We start from the raw sequence: 24,560 nt of genomic DNA on the forward strand, positions 1-24,560 counted from the left end.
AACTTTAAATTCAATGGATTGGAAACAGTAATCTTATGAATAGTACCGATAAGCTCGATTCACATACGCCGATGATGCAGCAGTACCTGCGCCTCAAGGCTCAGCATCCCGAGATCCTGCTGTTCTACCGCATGGGCGACTTCTACGAGCTGTTCTATGACGACGCTAAACGCGCTTCCCAACTGCTGGATATCTCGCTGACCAAACGCGGTGCCTCAGCGGGGGAACCTATCCCGATGGCCGGCGTCCCCCACCACGCGGTGGAGAACTACCTGGCCAAGCTGGTGCAGCTCGGTGAATCTGTCGCCCTGTGTGAACAAATCGGCGATCCGGCCACCAGTAAAGGCCCGGTGGAGCGCAAAGTGGTGCGTATCGTCACACCAGGCACCATCACCGACGAAGCGCTGTTGCAAGAACGTCAGGACAACCTGTTAGCGGCCATCTGGCAGGACGCGCGCGGCTTCGGCTACGCCACGCTGGACATCAGCTCCGGTCGTTTCCGCGTGGCCGAGCCAGCAGATATCGAAACCATGGCGGCAGAGTTGCAGCGCACCAACCCCGCCGAGTTGCTGTACCCCGAAACCTTTGAACAGATGTCGCTGATTGAACAGCGCCATGGCCTGCGCCGTCGTCCACTGTGGGAATTTGAACCTGAAACGGCACGCCAGCAGCTTAATCTGCAGTTCGGCACCCGCGATCTCACCGGTTTCGGCGTTGAACAGGCTCATCAGGCGCTGCGCGCTGCCGGCTGTCTGTTGCAGTACGTTAAAGATACCCAACGCACCTCATTACCGCATATCCGCGGGATCACCATGGAACGCCAACAAGACGGCATTATCATGGATGCCGCCACGCGGCGTAACCTTGAGCTGACCCAGAACCTGTCCGGCGGCAGCGAAAATACCCTGGCGGCGATCCTCGACTGTAGCGTAACGGCGATGGGCAGCCGCATGCTTAAGCGCTGGCTGCACATGCCCACCCGTGACATCAAGGTGCTGAATAACCGCCAGCAGGCAATTGGTTCCCTGCAGGATCTGTATGCCGATTTGCAGCCTTCGCTGCGCCAGGTCGGCGACCTGGAACGCATACTGGCTCGTTTGGCGTTGCGCAGTGCCCGTCCACGCGATTTGGCGCGCATGCGCCATGCTTTCCAACAATTGCCGGATATCCATGCGTTGCTGAAAGGGGTAGAAACCCCCTATGTGCAGCAGTTGCTGTCACAGGTCGGTCAGTTTGATGAGCTGCAGGATTTGCTGGAACGCGCAGTGGTTGAAGCCCCACCGGTACTGGTACGTGACGGCGGCGTGATCGCTCCCGGCTACAACAGCGAACTGGATGAATGGCGCGCGCTGGCCGATGGTGCCACCGACTATCTCGACCGTCTTGAGATCCGCGAGCGTGAAAAGCTGGGGCTGGATACGCTGAAGGTGGGCTTCAATGGCGTGCATGGTTATTACATTCAGGTCAGCCGCGGACAAAGCCATCTGGTCCCGATCCATTACGTGCGCCGCCAGACGCTGAAAAATGCCGAACGCTACATCATTCCAGAACTGAAAGAATATGAAGATAAGGTGCTGACCTCGAAAGGGAAAGCGCTGGCGATCGAGAAAGGGCTGTACGAAGAGCTGTTCGACCTGTTGCTGCCGCACCTGGGTGAATTGCAACAAAGCGCCGGTGCACTGGCCGAACTGGACGTGCTGGCCAACCTGTCTGAACGTGCGGAGACGCTGAACTACGCCTGCCCGACCATGAGCGAGCAACCCGGCGTGCGCATCACCGAAGGCCGCCACCCGGTCGTCGAGCAGGTGCTGAGCGAGCCGTTTATTTCCAACCCGCTGTCGCTGTCACCTCAGCGTCGGATGTTGATCATTACCGGTCCAAATATGGGCGGTAAAAGTACCTATATGCGCCAAACGGCGCTGATCGTACTGATGGCACATATCGGCAGTTATGTGCCGGCGAGCAAGGCGGTCATCGGCCCGGTAGACCGCATTTTCACCCGCGTGGGTGCGGCGGACGATCTGGCCTCCGGGCGTTCTACCTTTATGGTGGAGATGACCGAAACCGCTAATATCCTGCATAACGCCACCGAAAACAGCCTGGTGCTGATGGATGAGATTGGCCGCGGTACCTCAACTTATGACGGTTTATCCCTGGCCTGGGCCTGCGCCGAGAACCTGGCCAGCCGCATTAAAGCCATGACGCTGTTCGCCACCCATTACTTTGAGCTCACCACCCTGCCGGAAAAAATGGAAGGCGTAGTCAACGTGCATCTGGATGCGCTGGAACACGGCGACACTATCGCCTTTATGCACAGCGTGCAGGACGGCGCGGCCAGCAAGAGTTATGGTCTGGCGGTTGCTGCACTGGCCGGCGTACCGCGTGAGGTGATCAAGCGCGCGCGTCAGAAACTGCGTGAACTGGAGGCTATTTCCAGCCATACCGCTACCGGTACCGTTGATGCCACCCAGATGACGCTGCTGAATGAGGAAACCTCACCGGCGGTTGAAGCACTCGAAGCATTGGATCCGGATTCACTGTCGCCACGTCAGGCGCTGGAGTGGATTTACCGTCTGAAGAATATGGTCTGACCCTGCACAAGCTGCAGGCATAAAAAAACGGTGAGCATGATGCTCACCGTTTTTATTTTGATGCGACTCAACTGTCGACGTTACTCGCGGAACAGTGCCTCAATGCTCAGGCCCTGCATTTGCAGAATTTCACGCAAACGGCGTAAACCTTCAACCTGGATCTGACGAACTCGCTCGCGAGTCAGGCCAATTTCACGGCCCACATCTTCAAGCGTTGCCGCTTCGTAGCCCAACAGGCCAAAGCGACGCGCCAGCACTTCACGCTGTTTGGCGTTCAGTTCGAACAGCCATTTAACGATGCTCTGTTTCATGTCATCGTCTTGCGTGGTGTCTTCCGGTCCGTTGTCTTTCTCGTCTGCCAGAATGTCCAGCAAAGCTTTCTCTGAATCCCCGCCCAACGGCGTATCGACAGAAGTGATACGTTCGTTCAGACGCAGCATACGACTGACGTCATCGACCGGCTTGTCGAGTTGCTCTGCAATCTCTTCAGCGCTCGGTTCATGATCCAGTTTATGAGAAAGCTCGCGCGCAGTGCGCAAATAGACATTCAGTTCTTTAACAATGTGGATAGGCAAGCGGATGGTACGGGTTTGGTTCATGATCGCCCGTTCAATCGTCTGCCGGATCCACCAGGTTGCGTAAGTCGAGAAACGGAAACCGCGTTCTGGGTCAAACTTTTCCACTGCCCGGATCAGACCGAGGTTACCCTCTTCAATCAGATCCAGCAGCGCCAGGCCGCGATTGCTGTAGCGGCGGGCGATTTTCACCACCAACCGCAGGTTACTTTCAATCATTCGGCGGCGGGACGGCACGTCACCGCGCAGTGCACGCCGCGCAAAATAAACTTCTTCCTCTGCGGTCAGCAGCGGAGAATAACCGATTTCGCCAAGATAGAGCTGCGTCGCATCCAATACGCGTTGGGTCACGCCTTGTGACAACAACTCTTCTTCCGCTAGATCACTCTCACTGGCCTCTTCTTCAACCAGTGCTTTTTCGTCGAATGATTCCGCTTCCGTTGCGTTCTCGTCGAAATCCGCATCGTCATGTAACTCGTTAACTTTCAGCGTATTTTGGCTCATATGCTGCTCCTACCCGTGATACCGCGAGCAGAATACAGCGTATTCTGCCCAATCTATCGCTGCGGAAGATAACGCAGCGGGTTTACGGATTTCCCCTTGTAACGAATTTCAAAATGCAAACGTACTGAACTGGTTCCGGTGCTACCCATGGTGGCTATTTTTTGACCCGCCTTCACTTCTTGTTGTTCCCGGACCAGCATTGTGTCGTTGTGAGCGTAGGCGCTCAGGTAATCATCATTGTGTTTGATGATGATTAGATTACCGTAACCCCGTAAAGCGTTGCCTGCGTACACTACACGACCATCGGCGGTAGCGAAAATTGGCTGCCCACGAGTCCCGGCGATATCGACACCTTTATTCCCACCTTCTGATGAGGAAAAGTTATCAATAATCTTACCGTCAGTCGGCCATCTCCAGGTACTTACTGGGGCGCTGTTGCTGACGGTGCTGCTCACTGGTGGAGCAACTACCGGTGCGGTAACAGGGGCTGTTGCGGTAGTTGCCGCCACTGCGCCTGCTGTAGGTAACATCTTACCTACATTCTGTTTACCCGAATTATCAGAATACGCGTTAGTTGATGGAGAATCAACCGTTGCAGTTTGTATCTGAGAGGTCGATGGCGGCTTCGGAACACCGCCGCTGGTTGCGTCTGTTGCCGCCAGCATGCCGCCGTTTCCGTTGGCAGAACCATTACCAAGCTGAATGCTTTGGCCCACATTCAGGCTGTATGGCTCAGGAATATTATTGCGCTGGGCCAGGTCACGGTAATCGTTTCCGGTGATCCAGGCGATGTAAAACAGCGTGTCTCCGCGCTTAACCGTATAGCTATTACCGCTGTAGCTCCCTTTGGGGATCGAAGTGTAACTGCGGTTGTAAACAATGTGCCCTTCAGCGTTAGCCGGTGCTCCAGCATTGCCGGATGCAGCGGCCCCGCCACCGTCCACACTACTAATAGGGGCCGATGTCGACGCAGTGTTCGTACAACCTGCCAACCACAAACTTACCATCGTACACACCGCAACCCGGCGTAATGTAATCATTGGGCTTCCCGTGCTCATGCTTCCCCCATGACAGCAATATCAGCGATATATCCAAATACCCTTTACATGGTAGCTGAGCTTTTAACATTCTCTCGATTTCTACCCTGAAAGGTGCCCACGGCCGATCCCTGAACGTCAGGAAATCCTCATGCCGGAGCCTCAAAACAGCGCGCCAATGCTAACCACATTAGCGCCGCTGCACCATAAGACAACTACGCAGAAAGGCAATTGTATTGAAAATTAGTTTTATTGAAACGTTAAAACATTAACCGGAGGTGATGAAAGTGCAACAGATTTCGTTTCCTGTCGAAAATTCAGACAATCGCTAGGCTAACTCACCCTTCACCAGGGGAACAAAACGCACCGCTTCGACCGTATCGATAACAAATTCGCTTCCCTGGCGCCGAATGTACTTCAGCGTTTGGGCCTGCTCACCGACCGGCAACACCAGAATACCTCCGTCGTCCAACTGCTCCATCAGCGCCGGCGGGATCTCCGGTGGCGCCGCCGTGACAATGATGGCATCAAACGGCCCGCGCGATGCCCAGCCCTGCCAGCCATCGCCGTGACGGGTGGAAACATTGTGAAGATCGAGTTGCTTCAAGCGACGCTTGGCCTGCCATTGCAGCCCTTTGATGCGTTCAACAGAGCAAACATGTTGCACCAGATGCGCCAGGATGGCGGTTTGATAGCCGGAACCGGTGCCGATCTCCAATACCCTGGAGGTTGGTGTCAGGTTCAGCAGTTCGGTCATGCGTGCAACCATATAAGGCTGGGAGATCGTTTGGCCGGAGCCAATGGGTAATGCGGTATTCTCATAGGCCTTGTGTTCAAGCGCTTCATCAACAAAACGTTCCCGCGGCACCGCTTCGATCGCCTGCAGCAACCGCTCGTCCCGGATCCCCTGTTGACGCAGCTGCGTCAGCAATGTTTGCATACGCTTGTTCACCATTCCCCGCCGACCCCTGCTTTGGTTAACCACGTTTTTACCACGTCCTGAGCCGCATAGGCGGTTAAATCCACCTGCAGTGGCGTGATGGCCACATAACCCTGTTCTACCGCAGCGAAATCCGTGTCTGGCCCGGCATCAAACTTATCACCCGGCGGCCCGATCCAATAGAGATTTTGCCCGCGTGGATCTTGTTGGCAGAACACCTTGTCGGCCGGATGGCGACTGCCGCAGCGGGTCACACGAATGCCCTTAATCTGGTCCAGCGGCAAATCCGGCACGTTGATATTCAGAATTTTACCGGTTCGCAACGGTTCCCGCAGTAACGCACGCAGTATCCGACAGGTGATCGCCGCAGCGGTCGCATAATGCTGGTGGCCGTTCAGCGACACGGCCAGCGCAGGCAACCCCAAATGACGCCCTTCCATAGCTGCCGCTACGGTGCCGGAATAGATAACGTCATCCCCCAGATTAGGCCCGGCATTAATACCGGAAACCACGATATCCGGCGCAGGTTGCATCAGGGCATTCACGCCAAGATACACACAGTCGGTCGGCGTTCCCTGCTGTACGGCGATATCGCCATTGGGCATTGTCAGGGTGCGCAATGGGGATTCCAGCGTCAGCGCATTGGATGAACCACTGCGGTTACGATCCGGTGCCACAACTTGAACTTCGGCGAACTCTCGCAATGCCGCCGCCAGCACCTGGATGCCCGGGGCGGTCACGCCGTCGTCATTACTCAGCAATATCCGCATAAGAGGTTGTCTTCTTTTTTATCTCTCAACCAAGCCCTTTTTAACCGGGCCGGGCATTTAACTACTCGGAATGAACGCCCAAAAGGAGGGGCTTAACCAGCAGATATTATGTTTACTCCCCCCGACATGTCCAGTCACCAAGGGAAAAGACGATTTTTCGACCTGCCTTCGAGCCTCGTGTTAGCACCGAAAACCGCAGGCTGGGCAAACACACCTCATTATTACGTCGTCATGCTCCAGACGAAAAAAAACCTGCCTAAGCAGGTTTTCTATTACTCGCTAATATCCGCATCACTGCTGTCTTGTCGCATAATTTCGCGCACCACGCTGGTGGCGAAACTGCCGGCCGGTAGCCAAAAACGCAGTTCAACGGTGGCATCATCCCACCAGTCCCACTGCATATTTTTTGGCTGTAACAACAGCGCACGGCGGGCCGGATCAACACGTTCGCGCTTTAAAAGCGCCATCAGTTCCGGTTGCTCCAGCAAACACTGCTGTTCAAAACTTAGCGCTTCACCGGCGGTACCGGGTTCGCCGTCACCCGGCAAGGGGACGGTAATCATCAGTTCGCCGGCATCCAGCCGCTGTTGCAGCGCATCCAACTCTTCAGGCTGGGCAACAAACCAACTGCCACGACCACTGAGCTGCAAGGCATCTCCTTCCAGCACGGTATGTTGCTGCTGATTGGCCAGACGTCGGCTGGCAATCAGATTAAACAGCGCACTGCGGCTGGCAGAAAGATAAAAACTGCGCTTGCTACGCTCTTTAACCCGGATCTCATCATTTGCCCAGCGGCGTGCCATCACCAGGTTATTGCCGCCGCGACCAAAGCGCTGGCTGCCAAAATAGTTCGGTACACCGCCGGCGGCAATCGCCTGCAGACGCGGTTCGACATCCTGACGATCGGAGATATGACGCAGTACCAGCGTGAAGGCATTGCCTTTCAGCGTGCCAATACGCATTTTGCGCAAGTGGCGGGCGCTGGCCAGCACTTCGCAGCCCTCCAGTGAGAACTGAGTAAAATCGGGTGTTTCTTTACCCGGCAAATGCAGGCAGAACCACTGCTCGGTCACCGCATGACGATCTTTCAGACCGGCATAGCTGACAGAGCGGGCGTGAATACCGGCAAAGCGCGCCAGATAATCGGCGACAAACTGGGTGTTACAGCCATTTTTGCGGATGTTCACCAGCACATGTTCGCCTTCGCCGTCCGGCTCAAAACCCAGGTCTTCCACCACCACGAAATCTTCCGGGTTGGCTTTTAACACGCCGGTGCTCTGCGGCTGGCCATGCAGCCAGGTCAGGTTAGCCATATCCATGCGCTTATTCCTTGATCAACAAGGCAACCGCTTCGCAGGCAATGCCTTCGCCGCGCCCGGTGAATCCGAGCTGTTCGGTGGTGGTAGCCTTAACGTTAACGTCATCCATATGGCATTGCAGGTCTTCCGCCAGGAAAACGCGCATTTGCGGGATGTGCGGCGCCATTTTAGGGGCCTGGGCAATAATGGTGATATCCAGATTCCCCAGACGATAGCCTTTGGCGCGGATACGCTTCCAGGCCTCACGCAGCAGCACGCGGCTGTCGGCGCCTTTGAAAGCGGGGTCTGTGTCCGGGAACAGCTTGCCAATATCCCCCAACGCCGCCGCACCCAGCAGGGCATCGGTCGCCGCGTGCAGCGCCACATCACCGTCGGAGTGGGCCAGCAAACCTTTTTCATAAGGGATACGAACACCACCGATCACCAGCGGCCCTTCGCCACCAAATTTATGTACGTCAAAACCGTGACCGATACGCATGATGCGCTCCTTAATTGTCCAACTGAGTTAAATAGAAGGCCGCCAGCGCCAAATCTTCCGGGCGCGTGACTTTAATATTGTCCGAGCGTCCGCTGACCAGCAACGGATGATAGCCGCAATGCTCCAGCGCAGAGGCCTCATCGGTGACCGTCGCGCCGTCGTCCAACGCGCGCTGCAGGCAAAGTTTAAGCAAGGCCAGCGGGAATAGCTGCGGCGTTAAGGCATGCCACAGGTCCTGACGCTCAACGGTATGGGAGATTGCACTGTGACCCGGCTCGGCACGCTTCATGGTGTCACGCACCGGTGCTGCCAAAATCCCCCCCACCTCGCTGTGTTCGGTGATCGCCAGCAGACGCTCCAGATCATCGGCATGCAGGCAGGGCCGCGCAGCGTCGTGTACCAGCACCCATTTTGCCTCGCCGGCCAGTTGCAGCCCGGCCATCACCGAATCGGCGCGTTGCTGACCGCCGACGGTGACCCGCACGCGGGGATCCCTGGCAATCGGTAACTGGTGGAACTGCTGGTCATCGGGGCCGATCGCCACAATCACCTGCTGAATACGCGGATGGCGCAATAGCGCGTGGATCGCATGCTCAAGAATGGTTTGGTGGCCGATGGTTAAATACTGCTTCGGGCAATCCGTCTGCATACGGCTGCCGATACCGGCAGCGGGCAGGACGGCAATCACCGGTGGAAAGGTTCCTGCGGAGTGATTCATGCGTTACTTTTGTAGGTTATTTTGCGAGGAGGACGCCGCGTTGCGTCTGGATTGATCAGGAACCAGACGATAGAAAGTTTCACCGGGCTTAATCATGCTCAGTTCATTGCGCGCACGCTCTTCGATCGCTTCCTGACCGCCGTTCAAATCGTCGATTTCGGCGAACAGCTGATCGTTACGCGCTTTCAATTTCGCATTGCTGCCCTGTTGGACTGCAACGTCATCATTGACCCGCACGTAATCGTGAACACCATTTTTGCCCAGCCACAGTGAATACTGTAACCAACCGAGCAATACCAGCAATAACAGCGTAAGTTTTCCCATCTCCGCCCCCTGAAAAACCGCCTAATCATCCCACAACTTTTCGTTGGACTCCACACTGAGAACGGCATTTCACCGCCAAATTCAGAGTGGGATGAGAATTTCTTGAGTTTATAACCTAAATTCGCGCCGAAAGCGGCAAAAAAAACCACTTTCACCCGATAAGACACCGATCGACAGCGCCGCCCTCCCTCAATCAGAGTTTTTCTCGGTTATGCAGCAAGAAAAACTGGCTGCCCCGCCGTTTTGCCAACGCTTCCGCCGACCACGAACGAAAAGTGCATATTTAACACCATTGAAAATTCCATCATCAGGTAGGAGTTGTGTTTTTATTCATTAAGGATTATTTTTATGCACTCATAGTGCATAAATAAATCCAATGGATAACTTTTAATTACCGGGGATAGTGATGTTAAAACGCTTAGTTCTGATTGGCGCCTGCCTGGCCGCCACCCTGTCGGCCTCGGCCCTGGCAGCCGAACCTACTTACGTCGTCGGCTCCGGCGGCACCTATCGTCCGTTCGAATTCGAAAACAGCAACAAACAGCTGGAAGGCTTTGATATTGATATCATCAAGGCCGTGGCCAAGGCCGAAGGTTTCCAGGTCAAGCTGGTGAATACGCCGTGGGAAGGGATCTTCGCCACGCTGAATTCCGGCGATCGCGACATCATTATCTCCGGCATCACCATCACCGATAAACGCAAGCAAATGGTTGATTTCTCTGCGCCTTACTTCCCGGCAGAGCAGACTATCGTGGTGCCTAAAGACTCTACCGTGAACTCCATTGCCGCGCTTAAAGCGCTGAAGGTCGGTGTGGTGAATTCCAGCACCGGCGACATCGTGGTATCCGACGTGCTGGGTAAAAACAGCACCGCCATCAAACGCTTCGACAACACCCCGCTGCTGCTGCAGGAGCTGTACGAAGATGGCATCGGCGCCGCCGTGGGCGACGTTGGCGTGGCCAAGTTCTACATCAAAACTCACCCGGAAAAAGAATTCAAGCTGGTGTCCGACGCCAAATTCGAACGCCAGTATTTCGGCATTGCCGTTGCCAAGGGTAACGATGAACTACGCGGCAAGATCAACGCCGGCCTGAAGAAAATCATCGCCGACGGCACCTACGCCAAAATTTACCAGACCTGGTTTGACAGCAACGTGCCGACTCTGCCTGCCGAGTAAGCCTTAAATGACCGGAGCTCGCCCGAGCTCCGGTGCAACAATCGCTTTGAGTACACCGAGAAGGAACACCCATTGAATTTCCGTTGGGAGATTATCCAGGAATACGCCCCGCTGTTTATGGAAGGCGCCTGGATGACCATCAAATGCACCATTATCTGCGTGATATTGGGCACCACCTGGGGGCTGCTCCTGGGATTAGGCCGTCTGGCGCAAGCGCCTCACGGCATCTGGAAACCGATACTGCATTACGGCGTACAGTGGCCGGTGCGCATTTATATCAGTGCCTTCCGCGGCACGCCGTTGTTTGTGCAGATCATGGTGGTGCACTTCGCGCTGGTACCGCTGTTTATCAACCCGCGCGACGGTCTGCTGGTCACCAACGGCCTGATGAGCAGTGACTTCGCCCGTGCGCTGCGCTCCGACTACGGTGCGTTTCTCTCCTGCGTCGTGGCGATTACGCTCAACGCCGGTGCCTACGTCTCGGAAATCTTCCGTGCCGGCATTCAGTCAATCGATCGCGGCCAGATGGAGGCTTCACGCTCACTGGGCATGAGCTACGGCAAAACCATGCGCAAGGTGATCCTGCCACAGGCATTCCGTCGCATGCTGCCACCGCTGGGCAACAACGCCATTGCCATCGTCAAGGATTCCTCACTGGCCTCCGCCATCGGCCTGGCCGATCTGGCCTATGCCGCCCGGACGGTTTCCGGTGCCTATGCCACCTATTGGGAGCCCTACCTGACCATTTCGCTGGTCTACTGGGTCCTCACCTTCCTGCTTTCGCTGATGGTGCAACACATGGAAAAGAGGTTCGGGAAAAGTGATTCGCGTACATAATCTGCAAAAACAATTCGGCGAAAGCCACGTACTGCGTGGCATCTCCTGCGAAATCGCGACCAACGAAGTGGTCTGCGTCATCGGCCCGTCTGGCTCTGGTAAAAGTACCTTCCTGCGCTGTATCAACGCGCTGGAAACGCTTTCTGGCGGCGAGGTTCTGGTTAATGGTTTTGCCATACACAGCCAGAAAACCGATCTCAATAAAATGCGTGAGAGCGTGGGGATGGTGTTCCAGCGCTTTAACCTGTTCCCACATATGACGGTGCTGGAAAACATCATTATGGCGCCGATGGGGGTGAAAAAGCTGTCGCGCGCCGATGCCATCCTGCGCGCAGAAGCGCTGTTACGTAAGGTGGGTCTGTTGGACAAGATTGACGCCTATCCCAGCAGCCTGTCCGGCGGCCAACAACAGCGGGTGGCGATTGCCCGGGCGCTGGCGATGGAACCGAAAATCATGCTGTTCGACGAACCCACCTCAGCGCTTGATCCTGAGTTGGTCGGCGAAGTGCTGGCGGTCATGAAGTCGTTGGCACACGAAGGTATGACCATGGTGGTGGTCACCCATGAGATGGGCTTTGCCCGCGAAGTGGCCGATAGGGTGTTGTTTATCGATCAGGGGATCATTCAGGAAGAAGGCACGCCGCAGCAAATTTTCAGCAACCCTGCCAACCCGCGAACTCAGGCTTTTCTAAGCAAAGTTTTGTAACCTTCGGCACGGCTTTGCAATGCTTCGGGCGCAGACGACTGCGCCCGCTCTCTCACCAACCGGTCAGAAAACTGAATACCAGCCAGAACAGGCACAGCACGATAGCACCAGTCAGCAGCAGCGTCAGGATCAGACGGCCACGCAGCAGCATGCTGAGCGTGATGCCAATCAGCACCGAAACCGGCATCAGGGCCAGGAAGAACGGCCAGGTGTAGAGCAGGAAGAAGAGGGTGTTGGAGCCATAGACCACAAACGGCACTGCGAACGCCAGCCAGTAGAAAACAAAGCCACAGACGCCGCCCAGGAAAGAATAAGAGGGTTCCTCTTTCTCCTGGTTTGAGTCAATCAAGATAGGCGAGACATTTTGCATAGTGATCCCTGGTTATTCGGCACGCTCTTCGGCGGGCTTAGCGTAAAAAGCGTATGACGCAAAAACGCCACACGCTTTTCTGAATTCAGGGTTTGATAATAGCCCGACCACGCAGCACGTCTAACAATTGCGCAATCAAATTTGTTACCAATTGTTGGCCATCAAGATGAATATCCGGCCGTTGCGGTGCCTCGTAAACCGAGTCGATTCCGGTGAAATTACGCAGTTCGCCGGCGCGGGCTTTTTTGTACAATCCCTTCGGATCACGCTCCTCACAAATCGCCAACGGCGTGTCGACAAACACCTCGATAAAGCGATCTTCATCAAGCAGTTCGCGCACCATCTGCCGTTCTGCGCGGTGCGGTGAAATAAACGCAGTCAGCACCACCAGCCCGGCGTCCACCATCAGTTTGGACACTTCACCCACGCGGCGAATGTTCTCGCGCCGATCGTCGTCGGAAAAACCCAGATCGCGACACAGGCCATGGCGAACGTTATCGCCATCCAACAGATAGGTGCTGACGCCAAGGGCGTGCAGCGCCTGCTCCAGTGCTCCGGCGACGGTAGATTTACCCGAGCCGGAAAGCCCGGTAAACCACAGCACCACGCCTTTATGGCCATTACGGGCTTCGCGATCCGCACGCGCTACCGCGTGCGGGTGCCAGACCACGTTATCGTCCTCCGGCCCGGTTGGCCGTTGCTCTGCATCGGCCACGTTATTTGCCCCCGATCAGGTCACGCGCGCCCCAATGCGGGAAGTGTTTGCGCACCAGAGCATTCAGTTCCAGCTCGAACGCGCTGAACTCCCCTGCCGCCACCGGAGCGTCCTGCAAGGTTTCGCGGATCAATCCGGCGCCGACCGTGACGTTACTCAGGCGATCAATAATGATCAGCCCGCCGGTGTCATGGTTACGCTGATAGCTGTCCAGCACCAGCGGCTCGTCGAAGGTCAGCTCCACCAGGCCAATACCGTTCAGCGGCAAGGTGTCGGCCTGATGTTGGGCCAGCGAGTTAATTTCTACCTGGTGGCGAATACCTTCCACCCGGGTGCGGGTCTTTTTACCGGCGACCTTGATGTCGTAGCTCTGCCCTGGCAACAGCGGCTTCTCAGCCATCCACACCACGTCGACCAGCGCGCTTTGCGCCGCCTGCAGGGTTTCCCCGGCATCGACCAGCAAATCACCACGGCTGATGTCCACTTCATCCTTCAGCACCAGTGTGATCGCCTCACCCGGCACCGCTTCCTGCAAATCGCCATCAAAGGTAACAATGCGTGCAACGGTAGATTCCACACCGGAAGGCAACACCTTCACGCGTTGGCCCACGCGCACCACACCGGCCGACAGGGTGCCGGCATAGCCACGAAAATCCAGGTTCGGACGGTTAACATATTGCACCGGGAAACGCAGCGGCTGCGTTTCGCGCTCGCTGATCACATCTACGCTTTCCAGCACCTGCAGCAGCGTTGGCCCGTTATACCAAGGCATCTGGGTGCTTTCGCTGGCCACGTTATCGCCGTCCAGCGCCGACAGTGGGACAAACTTGATGTCCAGATCGTTCGGCAACTGCTGGGCGAAGGTCAGATAATCCTGTTTGAACTGCTCGAATACCGACTCTTGATAATCGACCAGGTCCATTTTATTGACCGCGACCACCAGATGGCGGATCCCCAGCAATGTAGCGATAAAGCTGTGTCGGCGAGTTTGATCCAGCACCCCTTTGCGTGCGTCGATCAGCAGGATCGCCAAATCACAGGTAGAGGCACCGGTCGCCATATTACGGGTGTACTGCTCATGCCCTGGCGTATCGGCGATAATAAATTTGCGCTTTTCAGTCGAGAAATAACGATAGGCCACATCGATAGTGATGCCCTGCTCGCGCTCGGCCTGCAGACCGTCGACCAGCAATGCCAGATCGAGCTTTTCGCCCTGGGTACCGATACGCTTGCTGTCACTGTGCAGCGTTGACAGCTGATCTTCGTAGATCTGGCGGGTATCGTGCAGCAGGCGGCCAATCAGGGTGCTTTTACCGTCGTCGACGCTGCCGCAGGTCAGGAACCGTAACAGACTTTTATGTTGCTGCGCGTGCAGGTAAGACTCGACCCCGCCCTGTTCAGCGATTTGTTGTGCAATTGCGTTGTTCATCCGGCGGCTCCTTAGAAATACCCTTGACGCTTTTTCAGCTCCATCGAGCCGGACTGATCGCGATCGATCATCCGTCCCTGGCGCTCACTGGTGGTGGACACCAACATCTCTTCGATGATTTCCGGCAGCGTTTCGGCCTCGGACTCCACCGCACCGGTCAGCGGCCAGCAACCCAGCGTGCGGAAACGCACCATGCGCTGGCTGATCACTTCACCCGGCTGCAGATCGATGCGATCGTCATCCACCATCAACAGCATGCCGTCGCGCTCTACCACCGGGCGTGGTTTCGCCAGATACAACGGGATAATGTCGATCTTTTCCAGGAAGATGTATTGCCAGATATCCAGCTCGGTCCAGTTCGACAGCGGGAACACACGAATGCTCTCACCCTTGTTGATCTGGCCGTTGTAGTTGTGCCACAGCTCCGGACGCTGGTTCTTCGGATCCCAGCGGTGGAAACGGTCGCGGAAAGAATAGATACGCTCTTTGGCGCGTGACTTCTCTTCGTCACGGCGAGCACCACCAAAGGCGGCATCAAAACCGTATTTGTTCAGCGCCTGCTTCAGGCCTTCGGTTTTCATGATATCGGTGTGCTTGGCACTGCCGTGAACGAACGGGTTGATGCCCATCGCCACGCCTTCCGGGTTTTTGTGGATCAGCAGTTCAAAACCGTATTCCTTCGCGGTGCGATCACGGAATTGGTACATTTCGCTGAATTTCCAGCCGGTATCCACGTGCAGCAGAGGGAACGGCAGCGTGCCTGGGTAAAAGGCCTTACGCGCCAGGTGCAGCATCACGGAAGAGTCTTTACCGATGGAATAGAGCATCACCGGGTTGCCGAATTCAGCGGCGACTTCACGGATGATATGGATACTCTCCGCCTCCAATTGCCGCAAATGAGTGAGTCGTTTTTCGTCCATAACAGATCCTTAAGCCAAATTCACGACGGCTGGGCGTGATACCCCTTCCGTCTGCGGTTGATGCCCAAACCAGGCGATTTGGTGATGTAATTCCACCACTTCGCCGATCACCAGCAGCGCCGGTAACGGTGCCTGTTGAGCCAATTGTTCGAGTTGTTCCAGCGTGCCGGTTTGCACCAGTTGGTCCGCACGCGTACCGCGGCTGATGACCGCTACTGGCGTAGTGGCCGCACGGCCGTGAGCTATCAGGCGCTGGCTGATATCCGCCGCCTTCATGGTGCCCATATAGATAGCCAGAGTCTGGCGCGCACGCGCCAAATCGGCCCAGTCCAGTCCATCACCGTCGGGACGACAGTGACCGGTAATAAAGGTGACACTCTGTGCGTGATCGCGGTGCGTCAGCGGGATGCCTGCATAGGCGGTTGCCCCGGCTGCTGCCGTAACACCCGGCACCACCTGGAACGGAATGCCTGCAGCAGCAGCCACCTGTAATTCTTCGCCACCCCGGCCAAAGATAAAGGGATCGCCCCCCTTTAACCGCACCACGCGCTTGCCCTGTTGCGCCAGTTCCACCAGCAGACGGTTGGTTTCTTCCTGGATCACCAAATGCGCGCCAGCGCGTTTGCCCACACAGATACGTTCGGCATCGCGACGAACCAAATCGAGGATTTCATCACTGACCAGATGGTCGTACAGCACCACGTCGGCTTGCTGCATCACCTGCAGCCCGCGCAGAGTCAGTAACCCCACGTCACCCGGCCCAGCGCCCACCAGCGAGATTTCGCCCTGAGAGCCCTCGCTGCCCTGGGCAAACTGCTGTAAGTCCTGCTCCAGTTGCCGTTCCGCCTCGGCGGTTTGGCCATTGGCCACCAGCGTTGCGAAGCGGCCACCAAAGGTTTTTTCCCAAAAACGACGGCGTTCACCCATCGTATTCAGCCGTTGTTTCACCTGCCCGCGCCAGCGTCCGGCCACTTCGGCCATCTGCCCCAGGCTGGCGGGCAACAAGGCTTCGAGTTTTTCACGCAGCATACGTACCAACACCGGCGCCTGGCCGCTGGAAGAGACGGCCACCACCAAGGGTGAACGGTCGATTATCGACGGGAAGATGAATGAGCAGCGCGGCTGATCGTCCACCACGTTGGCCAGCACCCGGCGTTTATCCGCTTCGGCAAACACCTCGGCGTTCAGCGTACTGTCATCGGTGGCGGCAATCACCAGGAAAACCTCGTCCAGTTGCTGAGCAGCAAAAGCCTGACCCAGCCAGTGGACTTGCCCCTGCTGATGCAAATGTTCGAGTATCGGTGAGAGTGACTGCGCAACTATCCGTATTTCAGCCCCGGCGCGCAGGAGAAGATCAACTTTGCGCGCAGCCACTTCACCGCCGCCAACGACCAGCACCGGACGTTGTTTTAGGTCGGCAAATATAGGTAGATAGTCCACAACAGCCTTTTCATCTATGCAGGAAGATAGTGTGACTATACGGGCTGAGATTTAGCCTCTGAAATGACGAAAAGGAATGACTAGTGCAATAATGGAATAAGGCACGCCACGTCAGGGTTTGCGGCGGTTTCACGCCCGGTAAGGCTGCCGCGATGAGCCAGCCCAGGCAGGCGCAAGGAGGCGGAAGTTAAAACCAAAACTTCGCGGCGGTCATGCACAATCCGGCTACAACCAATATGGTGCTAACCATCCATTTGGTTTGATTAGCCATCTCTTTATGAACCAAACCGATCTCCCGGTGCAGCAATCCCACTTCCTTATGCAAATCGCCTTTGGTAACAAACTCGACTGAACGCATGGTCAGCGTCGCCAAATCGGTTTTAACCTGAGTGAGAGTATGTTCCACATACTCAGCTTTCTTCTCTATCAGGCCAAACCTGTTATCACAGTTGTCCAACATCAGGGTTTCTCCTTCAGTCCGTATGAACCTTATAGCTGAATAATAAACCACACTCCGGTCAGGGTTAAATACCGATTCCCGTAATATGCCCAGCATTTCGCAAAATGCGTTGCACGAACCCGGGATCGATATCAATAGTTGCGCACAGCGCCGAAATTTTGCCTGTGCAGAGTAAATTTCAGAGCGGAGGAAATTGTTTAATCTGCCGTCGAGTCTCATACTGAGAGCCGCAAAAAGAATCGGTATTACCGACATTAAAAAGAAGGATTTTTCGGTATGTTTTCCCGCTCTTATCTGAAGACCGGTCTGCTGGTGGCAGTGCTCGGCAGTATTTTCAGCGTTTCGGCCGCCACTCAGCCCGCGAAAGAGGCCCCGATGGGCAAATTCGCCGCAGAGCAAATTCGTCATATTGCCACCTATTTCCCCGGCCGTATGGCAGGCAGCCCAGCCGAATTACTCACCGCCGACTATCTGAACCAGCAGTTCAGCAAGATGGGGTATCAGAGCGATATCCGCAGTTTCAATACCCGTTATATCTACACCAGCAAAGACGGCAAGAAGAACTGGAATAACGTCACCGCCAGCTCGGTGATCGCCGCCAAAAATGGCAGCAATCCGCAGCAAATCCTGATCGTGGCGCATTTTGATACCTACACGCCGAAGAGCGACGCCGATCTGGACAATAATCTCGGTGGCTTGACGCTACAGGGCGTCGACGACAATGCCTCTGGCGTTGGTGTGATGTTGGAATTGGCGGAACGCCTGAAGAATATCCCCACGAATTACGGCCTGCGCTTTGTCGCCACCAGCGCCGAAGAGATCGGTTCGCTGGGCGCACAGAACTATTTGCAGCGCATGAGCGCGGAAGAGAAACGCAATACGCTGCTGGTGATTAACCTCGACAGCCTGATTACCGGCGATCGCCTGTACTTCAACGCCGGTCTCAACACACCGCCGAAACTGGCGAAACAGAGCCGCGATCGCGCGCTGGATATTGCCCATCGCTACGGTATCGCCGCCGCCACTAACCCGGGCACTAAAGCGCACCCAAAAGGCACCGGCTGCTGCTCCGATCAGGAAGTGTTTGATAAAGCCGGTCTTCCGGTACTGGCCGTCGAAGCCACCAATTGGTCACTGGGTGATAAAGACGGCTATCAACAACGCGCCGTCAGCCCGCATTTCCCGCAGGGCATCAGTTGGCACCGCCCGCAGTACGATAACCTGCAATACCTGGAGCGTAATCTGCCAGGGCGGATCGACAAACGCAGCCGCGAGAGCGTGCAGATCCTGTTGCCGCTGATCAAAGAGCTGGCACAGGCACACCCGGTGAAAGCACCCAAGAAGAAGTAGTCGTATCGGGGGCAAAATTCAGTACAAATTTTGTACCCCAGTGCTCGACTGAGTATACTGTTGCCAGGAATACGCAGCAGGAGCCCCACTGATGAGCACGCAAAAGACCCTGTCGCAGAAAGCGACGCGGGAAAGCCTCGGCTCTCCCGAAAATTTCGAGGGAGGTGTTTGGGTGACGAGAAATGGAACCGCTGAATTATTCGTTCAAACTGCAGCCGAGCGCCAGGAAGAGCTCGCCGCTTGGGAACGAGAACGGCAAACGCATGCGTTGCTGAAACTGACCTTGAAGGCAAAACAGGATGTCACCGAAGGCAGAACACTTTCTGCTGAAGAGGCATTACAAAGGTTACGCGCATCACGGGGGTAAGGATCACCACCATGTATGATGTTCACCTTACGAATACAGCATTGCAGTGCCTCAGCGATATTGAATCCTTTAAGGCCTCCACTCTTGGCCCACAAGGCTCAGCAAGATTCGTTGACTCACTGTTTGCCGATACTCTCCAACATTTACGCCTTAATCCGCTACGCTGCCGGTATAACGTTCAGTTAGCTGAATTTGGGCTGGCGGTGCGTGAGCGACTGGATCGTCACGACTACCGAACGCTGTATGAAGTGACAGAAAATCGCGTAGATATTCTACTTATTTTGCATACCCGCCAAGATATCGGTGCGGCGCTTTGGCGGCACATGCTGCTGAATTAACAAGGGCCCAGCAAATGCTGAGCCCCTGGCCGGTTTAATAGGGTATTAGCCTTCGTGCAGGCCGCACTCGCGTTTCAGACCGAAGAAGCGGGTTTCTTCTTCGCTCATGCCCGGTTCCCATTTCTGCGTGGTATGGGTATCCCCTACCGACAGATAGCCTTGCTCCCACAGCGGGTGGTAACTCAGGCCGTGCTCGGTCAGGTATTGATAAATCTTGCGGTTGTCCCAGTCGATAATCGGCAGGATCTTGAACACCCCACGTTGTACCGCCAACACCGGTAAATGAGCACGACTGCCGGATTGCTCGCGACGCAGGCCGGCGAACCAGGTCTGTCCGCCCAGGGTTTCCAGCGCGCGGTTCATCGGTTCAACCTTGTTAATTTGGTTGTACTTCTCGATGCCCTCAACGCCCTGCTCCCACAGTTTGCCATAGCGCGCCTCCTGCCAGGCAGGCGACTGCTCGGCGCGGAACACCTGCAGGTTCAGCTTCAATTTGTCAGCCAACTGATCGATAAACTGATAGGTTTCCGGGAACAGATAACCGGTATCGGTGAGGATCACCGGGATATCCGGCTTGATCCTGGTGACCAGATGCAGGCACACCGCCGCCTGAATGCCAAAGCTTGAAGAGAGCACAAACTCACCCGGCAGATGTTCCAGCGCCCATTCCACACGTTGCTCGGCGGAAAGGGTTTCCAACTGACCATTAACCACTGCCAGTGCCAACGCCTGCCCAGACTTGGGCAGCGCATTCAGCTCTGCCAGATTGAATTCAGCCATGTTGCCTGCCTCCTGATACTTGAATCATACCGCGCAGATCCAGCCCCCTATGGCAGCGGGGCCAAAAGGCGTCAGTCCCAGAAATCCTGTGCCGGATCAACCACCGGCCTGACCACACCGGCGCGGATGGTGAAATCACCAAAGCCTTCGCCTGCCGTGCGCTCTGTGGCCCAACGGCCCACCAGTTGGTCAATCTCTCGCAGAATTTCTTCTTCGTTAATATTTTCGCGATACATGCGCGGAATACGCGTGCCTTCCCGGTTACCGCCAAGATGCAGGTTATAGCGGCCAACCGCTTTACCTACTAGGCCAATCTCCGCCAGCAGCGCGCGACCACAGCCGTTCGGGCAACCGGTGATACGCAGCACAATGTGCTCGTCGCCTACCCCGTGCCGGTGCAGGATCCCTTCCACCTTGGTGACAAACTCCGGCAGAAAACGCTCGGCCTCCGCCATTGCCAATGGGCAGGTTGGGAAAGATACGCAGGCCATCGAGTTTTGACGCTGTACGCTGACACCGTCGTCGATCAAACCATGATCCCGTGCCAGAGCTTCGATCTTCGCCTTCTCGCTTTCCGACACGCCGGCGACGATCAGGTTCTGGTTGGCGGTCAGGCGGAAATCCCCTTTGTGGATCCGCGCGATCTCGGCAACGCCGGTTTTCAGCGGACGCCCTGGGTAATCCAACAACCGGCCATTCTCGATAAACAGCGTCAGGTGCCATTGATCATCAATGCCTTTCACCCAACCGATACGATCGCCACGACCGGTGAATTCATACGGGCGGATTGGCTCGAAAGTGATGCCTGCCCGTTTTTCCACTTCAGCACGGAAGGTGTCCACCCCAACGCGCTCCAGCGTATATTTGGTTTTGGCGTTCTTGCGATCGGTACGATTGCCCCAGTCACGTTGAATGGTCACTACCGCTTCCGCGACGGCCAACGTGTGTTCCAGCGGGATATAGCCGAATTCACTGGCCTGGCGGGCATAAGTTTTCTTGTTGCCGTGCTCAATCGACAAACCACCGCCCACCAGCAGGTTGAAGCCCACCAGCTTGCCGTTTTTGGCAATCGCAACGAAGTTCATGTCGTTAGCGTGCAGATCAACGTCATTCTGCGGCGGGATCACCACCGTGGTTTTAAACTTGCGCGGCAGATAGGTAGCACCGAGGATTGGCTCTTCGTCGGTGGTCGCCACTTTTTCCTGATCCAGCCACACTTCTGCATAAGCGCGGGTACGCGGCAACAGATGTTCAGAAATCTTCTTCGCCCACTCGTAGGCTTCCTGATGCAGCTCGGACTCTACCGGGTTGGAGGTACAAAGCACGTTGCGGTTGACGTCGTTGGCGGTAGCCAGCGCGTCCAGCCCCAGTCGGCCCAGCAGTTGGTGAACCGGCTTCACGTTGCCCTTCAAAATGCCATGGAACTGGAAGGTCTGACGGTTGGTGATACGAATGCTGCCGTAAAGCGTGCTTTCCTGCGCAAACTTATCAATGCCCAACCACTGCTGAGGAGAGATAATCCCCCCCGGCAGACGGCAACGCAGCATCATCGCGTGACGCGGCTCCAGCTTCTGCTCGGCGCGTTCGGCACGGATATCACGGTCGTCCTGCTGGTACATGCCGTGAAAACGGATCAGCAGGAAGTTGTCACCGGTAAAACCGCCGGTCAGGCCGTCCTTCAAATCTTCAGCGATGGTGCCGCGCAGGAAGTTACTTTCTTTCTTCAAACGCTCGGCATCGGCCAATTTGCCTTCAACCACCAGAGGCCCCGGGTGTTTATCACTCATCAGTAAACATCTCGCTGATAACGGCGCTCAAGGCGCAGCTCACTTAAAAATTCATCCGCCAGCTCGGCATCCATACCACCGTGCTCGGCCACCAGTTCCAGTAATGTGTTTTCCACGTCCTTGGCCATGCGGTTTGCATCGCCACAGACATAAATATGCGCGCCTTCCTGGATCCAACGCCACACTTCCGCGCCCTGTTCGCGCAGTTTGTCTTGCACGTAGACTTTATGTTGCTGGTCGCGTGACCAGGCCAGATCGATGCGGGTCAACAGACCATCCTTCACATAACGCTGCCATTCGACCTGATACAGGAAATCTTCGGTAAAGTGTGGGTTGCCGAAGAACAGCCAGTTCTTGCCACCGGCACCGTCAGCATCACGCTGCTGCATAAAGGCACGGAACGGCGCAATGCCGGTACCCGGACCAATCATGATCACCGGCGTTTCCGGGTTGGCCGGCAAACGGAAGTTGTCGTTATGTTCGATGAAGACCCGCAGGTCGCCGTCCTCTTCCAGGCGATCGGCCAGGAAACTGGAGGCGCCACCGGCACGATCGCGGCCGTCGATGTCGTAGCGCACCACACCGACGGTAACGTGCACTTCGTTTTCGTTCTCAGCCTGCGAGGAAGCGATGGAATACAGACGCGGCGTCAGCGGACGCAGCAAAGCAATCAACTGTTCGGCGTTGAGATCGGCCGGGGCCTGACGCACCATGTCGACAATCGGCGTGTTGTGCGCGTAATGCTGCAGCGCCGCTTTATCCGCCAGCAGGCCGATCAACTTCTCATCACGCGACAGGGCCGCGTATTGGTCGACAATCAGCGTGGTGTTCTGCGTCAGCTCAAAATGGCTGCGCAACGCTTGCGCCAGCGGCAAGGTTTTGCCTTCCACTTCCACCGACTCGTCGCCTTTCAGCCACAGCAGTTGCACCAGCTCATCCACCAGCGCAGGATCGTTATCGAACCATACGCCCAGCGCGTCACCCGGTCGGTAACGCAAGCCAGAATCGCCCAGGTCGATCTCGATGTGGCGCACGTCTTTGTCTGACGCACGGCCGGTAATTTTTTGCTTCACCGCCAGTTGCGCGGTCAGCGGCTGTTCTTTGCTGTATGGGCTGCTGTCGAGCAGGTCAACCGCGCCGCTGGCAAGCTGGCCTGGTGCAGCGTTTTCAGCCGGTGCCCGTGCTTTCAGCACTTCCACAACCTGTTTACGCCAGGCCTTGGCCAGTTCCTGGTATTCCACGTCGGCGTCAACCCGCTCGACCAGGCGCTCGGCACCCAGTTCGGCCAGTTTGCCGTCGAAGTCTTTCCCCGACTGACAGAAGTTTTCGTAGGATGTATCCCCCAACCCGAATACCGCAAACGCGGTCTCATTGAGTTTGGGTGCTTTCTTCGAGAACAGGAATTTATGCAGCGCAACCGCTTCTTCCGCCGGGTCACCTTCCCCCTGCGTGGAGGCGACGATCACCAGCAAACGTTCCTGGGCAATTTGCTTGAACTTGTAGTCGCCGGCGTTCACCAGGGTGACGCTCAATTGGGCGGCCAACAGATCGTCACGCAGCTGTTCTGCCAGACGGCGTGCATTACCGGTTTGCGACGCGGAGATCAGCGTAATGCTGGCGGCGGCAGAGGCCACTGGCGCAATGGCTACGGCGCCAGGCTGTTGATTAACCATTCCCCAGAAATAACCTGACAGCCACGCCAGCTGCGTTGGTGAATATTCACCAATCGCCGCCTGCAGGCGTGCCAGCTGTTCGGGCGTCAGTGGGAGCAAAGATGTTGGAGGTGCCTGAGTCGTCATTGCAGTACTTATTTCCTATACTTGGCACCTATCCAGCCAGGTGCTCGCCAATGTCAGTCGCTGTCTTTTCCTTCAGTTCGCGGTGCTGAAAAGATCAGGATAGTTTGTAAGGTTACCGAGCAGATTAGCAACGATTAAATAAGGGATAGCCATAAATAATAACTAAAATGACTAAGCGGTTTTTCTGGTAAGGGTTAGCAGTTAAATCGTTAAATCGTGTTTTTTATCCCTATGAAAATAAACCTGTTTTTTTGACGTTTATTGAATGACTCGCATTTACCACTCATTACCCCAACCGATAGGTCTATCAATGACCAAGCAAAAAAAGTGTTAAGACCGCTTTGCGGCGGCTGGCGGTAGACCAAAGCGGTATAAATGGCAAGCAGGCTCTATTTCCGGTAAACTTCGGCGGTTTTTGAGTCAATGAGGCCGTAATAATGGCAACCACGCTGTTTAAAGATTTTCAGTTTGAAGCCGCACACCGCTTGCCGAACGTCGCGGAGGGCCATAAATGTGGTCGTCTACACGGGCATTCGTTTATGGTGCGTCTGGAAGTGACCGGTGAAGTGGATGCACACACCGGTTGGGTGATGGATTTCGCCGAGCTTAAAGCCGTGTTCTCCCCTATCTGGGAGCGTCTGGATCACAATTATCTAAACGATATTCCAGGATTGGAAAATCCCACCAGCGAAGTTCTTGCCGCCTGGATTTGGCAGCAGCTCAAACCCCAGTTGCCGGAACTGACTGCGGTGATGGTGAAAGAAACCTGTACCGCGGGATGCGTGTATAAAGGTTAAAGAAAGGGCGCCGATGGCGCCCTTCTACAAAA

Annotated in this window: 25 protein-coding genes; 8 read left to right on the plus strand and 17 right to left on the minus strand. The window is 55.8% G+C overall.

Annotation, left to right across the window (positions count from 1 at the left end):
- Positions 1-35 precede the first annotated feature (35 nt).
- Entirely contained in the window at positions 36-2,591 is a 2,556-nt protein-coding gene (gene mutS / locus OC597_RS11840) for a DNA mismatch repair protein MutS (RefSeq protein ID WP_099062790.1), read from the plus strand.
- Between the two features lie 80 nt (positions 2,592-2,671).
- Here the strand turns inward: mutS and rpoS are convergent, their stop codons facing one another.
- From rpoS to ftsB, 8 genes are all read right to left on the minus strand, one after another.
- The gene (gene rpoS / locus OC597_RS11845; protein ID WP_012005280.1) at positions 2,672-3,670 is read right to left on the minus strand and encodes an RNA polymerase sigma factor RpoS; all 999 of its coding nucleotides are present in this window, start codon (positions 3,668-3,670) and stop codon (positions 2,672-2,674) included.
- Positions 3,671-3,723: 53 nt separating this feature from the next.
- Entirely contained in the window at positions 3,724-4,710 is a 987-nt protein-coding gene (gene nlpD / locus OC597_RS11850; RefSeq protein WP_261285621.1) for a murein hydrolase activator NlpD, read from the minus strand.
- Between the two features lie 325 nt (positions 4,711-5,035).
- Positions 5,036-5,662 (minus strand): protein-L-isoaspartate(D-aspartate) O-methyltransferase, encoded by a 627-nt coding sequence (locus tag OC597_RS11855; RefSeq protein ID WP_012005278.1) that lies wholly within the window; start codon positions 5,660-5,662, stop codon positions 5,036-5,038.
- Entirely contained in the window at positions 5,656-6,417 is a 762-nt protein-coding gene (surE, locus tag OC597_RS11860) for a 5'/3'-nucleotidase SurE (RefSeq protein WP_261257419.1), read from the minus strand. Before surE ends, OC597_RS11855 begins: the two co-directional genes overlap by 7 nt.
- Before the next feature lie 272 nt (positions 6,418-6,689).
- Entirely contained in the window at positions 6,690-7,736 is a 1,047-nt protein-coding gene (gene truD / locus OC597_RS11865; RefSeq protein WP_261257417.1) for a tRNA pseudouridine(13) synthase TruD, read from the minus strand.
- 4 nt (positions 7,737-7,740) lie between these two features.
- Positions 7,741-8,214, minus strand: a complete 474-nt coding sequence (gene ispF / locus OC597_RS11870) for a 2-C-methyl-D-erythritol 2,4-cyclodiphosphate synthase (RefSeq protein ID WP_012005275.1) — start codon at positions 8,212-8,214, stop codon at positions 7,741-7,743.
- A gap of 10 nt (positions 8,215-8,224) precedes the next feature.
- Positions 8,225-8,932 carry a 2-C-methyl-D-erythritol 4-phosphate cytidylyltransferase gene (gene ispD, locus OC597_RS11875; RefSeq protein WP_261257413.1) on the minus strand — a complete coding sequence of 236 codons (708 nt, stop codon included), beginning with the start codon at positions 8,930-8,932 and terminating at the stop codon, positions 8,225-8,227.
- 3 nt (positions 8,933-8,935) lie between these two features.
- Positions 8,936-9,256, minus strand: a complete 321-nt coding sequence (gene ftsB / locus OC597_RS11880; protein ID WP_085120280.1) for a cell division protein FtsB — start codon at positions 9,254-9,256, stop codon at positions 8,936-8,938.
- A gap of 406 nt (positions 9,257-9,662) precedes the next feature.
- On the opposite strand from ftsB, the gene OC597_RS11885 reads away from it, so the two are divergent.
- The 3 genes from OC597_RS11885 to OC597_RS11895 all read left to right on the plus strand — a co-directional run bounded on the left by OC597_RS11885 (position 9,663) and on the right by OC597_RS11895 (position 11,976).
- A complete protein-coding gene (locus OC597_RS11885; protein WP_261424842.1) occupies positions 9,663-10,433 on the plus strand; it encodes a basic amino acid ABC transporter substrate-binding protein in 771 nt (256 codons plus the stop codon).
- Positions 10,434-10,550: 117 nt separating this feature from the next.
- Positions 10,551-11,270 carry an amino acid ABC transporter permease gene (locus OC597_RS11890; RefSeq protein ID WP_051922616.1) on the plus strand — a complete coding sequence of 240 codons (720 nt, stop codon included), beginning with the start codon at positions 10,551-10,553 and terminating at the stop codon, positions 11,268-11,270.
- Positions 11,254-11,976 (plus strand): amino acid ABC transporter ATP-binding protein, encoded by a 723-nt coding sequence (locus tag OC597_RS11895; RefSeq protein WP_261257409.1) that lies wholly within the window; start codon positions 11,254-11,256, stop codon positions 11,974-11,976. The genes OC597_RS11890 and OC597_RS11895 overlap by 17 nt, the downstream gene beginning before the upstream one ends.
- 52 nt (positions 11,977-12,028) lie before the next feature.
- Here OC597_RS11895 and OC597_RS11900 read toward each other — a convergent pair whose 3' ends face one another.
- From OC597_RS11900 to OC597_RS11925, 6 genes are all read right to left on the minus strand, one after another.
- Entirely contained in the window at positions 12,029-12,346 is a 318-nt protein-coding gene (locus OC597_RS11900) for a DUF3561 family protein (RefSeq protein WP_012005269.1), read from the minus strand.
- A gap of 85 nt (positions 12,347-12,431) precedes the next feature.
- Positions 12,432-13,061 (minus strand): adenylyl-sulfate kinase, encoded by a 630-nt coding sequence (gene cysC, locus OC597_RS11905; RefSeq protein ID WP_314733052.1) that lies wholly within the window; start codon positions 13,059-13,061, stop codon positions 12,432-12,434.
- Between the two features lies 1 nt (position 13,062).
- Positions 13,063-14,490, minus strand: coding sequence for a sulfate adenylyltransferase subunit CysN (cysN, locus tag OC597_RS11910; protein ID WP_262208840.1), 1,428 nt, complete (start codon positions 14,488-14,490; stop codon positions 13,063-13,065).
- Between the two features lie 11 nt (positions 14,491-14,501).
- Positions 14,502-15,410, minus strand: a complete 909-nt coding sequence (cysD, locus tag OC597_RS11915) for a sulfate adenylyltransferase subunit CysD (RefSeq protein ID WP_037424720.1) — start codon at positions 15,408-15,410, stop codon at positions 14,502-14,504.
- A gap of 9 nt (positions 15,411-15,419) precedes the next feature.
- Positions 15,420-16,850, minus strand: a complete 1,431-nt coding sequence (gene cysG, locus OC597_RS11920; RefSeq protein ID WP_262208842.1) for a siroheme synthase CysG — start codon at positions 16,848-16,850, stop codon at positions 15,420-15,422.
- 187 nt (positions 16,851-17,037) lie between these two features.
- On the minus strand, positions 17,038-17,310 hold the full coding sequence (locus OC597_RS11925) for a hypothetical protein (protein WP_261285617.1): 273 nt from the start codon (positions 17,308-17,310) through the stop codon (positions 17,038-17,040).
- 276 nt (positions 17,311-17,586) lie between these two features.
- Here OC597_RS11925 and OC597_RS11930 point away from each other — a divergent pair, with 276 nt between their 5' ends.
- From OC597_RS11930 to OC597_RS11940, 3 genes are all read left to right on the plus strand, one after another.
- Positions 17,587-18,660: an aminopeptidase gene (locus OC597_RS11930; protein ID WP_261257400.1), complete on the plus strand. Its 1,074-nt coding sequence runs from the start codon at positions 17,587-17,589 to the stop codon at positions 18,658-18,660.
- Positions 18,661-18,751: 91 nt separating this feature from the next.
- Entirely contained in the window at positions 18,752-19,027 is a 276-nt protein-coding gene (locus tag OC597_RS11935) for a hypothetical protein (RefSeq protein WP_085120271.1), read from the plus strand.
- Between the two features lie 11 nt (positions 19,028-19,038).
- Positions 19,039-19,365 (plus strand): type II toxin-antitoxin system RelE/ParE family toxin, encoded by a 327-nt coding sequence (locus tag OC597_RS11940; protein WP_261463271.1) that lies wholly within the window; start codon positions 19,039-19,041, stop codon positions 19,363-19,365.
- Positions 19,366-19,410: 45 nt separating this feature from the next.
- Here the strand turns inward: OC597_RS11940 and OC597_RS11945 are convergent, their stop codons facing one another.
- The 3 genes from OC597_RS11945 to cysJ all read right to left on the minus strand — a co-directional run bounded on the left by OC597_RS11945 (position 19,411) and on the right by cysJ (position 23,731).
- The gene (locus tag OC597_RS11945) at positions 19,411-20,145 is read right to left on the minus strand and encodes a phosphoadenylyl-sulfate reductase (protein ID WP_017891640.1); all 735 of its coding nucleotides are present in this window, start codon (positions 20,143-20,145) and stop codon (positions 19,411-19,413) included.
- 71 nt (positions 20,146-20,216) lie between these two features.
- The gene (cysI, locus tag OC597_RS11950; RefSeq protein WP_262208846.1) at positions 20,217-21,932 is read right to left on the minus strand and encodes an assimilatory sulfite reductase (NADPH) hemoprotein subunit; all 1,716 of its coding nucleotides are present in this window, start codon (positions 21,930-21,932) and stop codon (positions 20,217-20,219) included.
- Entirely contained in the window at positions 21,932-23,731 is a 1,800-nt protein-coding gene (cysJ, locus tag OC597_RS11955) for an NADPH-dependent assimilatory sulfite reductase flavoprotein subunit (RefSeq protein ID WP_262208848.1), read from the minus strand. Before cysJ ends, cysI begins: the two co-directional genes overlap by 1 nt.
- 437 nt (positions 23,732-24,168) lie before the next feature.
- Here cysJ and queD point away from each other — a divergent pair, with 437 nt between their 5' ends.
- Positions 24,169-24,528: a 6-carboxytetrahydropterin synthase QueD gene (gene queD, locus OC597_RS11960; RefSeq protein WP_012005257.1), complete on the plus strand. Its 360-nt coding sequence runs from the start codon at positions 24,169-24,171 to the stop codon at positions 24,526-24,528.
- Positions 24,529-24,560 lie beyond the last annotated feature (32 nt).

The sequence above is a fragment of the Serratia proteamaculans genome (assembly GCF_946227095.1).
Taxonomy (GTDB): Bacteria; Pseudomonadota; Gammaproteobacteria; order Enterobacterales; family Enterobacteriaceae; genus Serratia; species Serratia proteamaculans_E.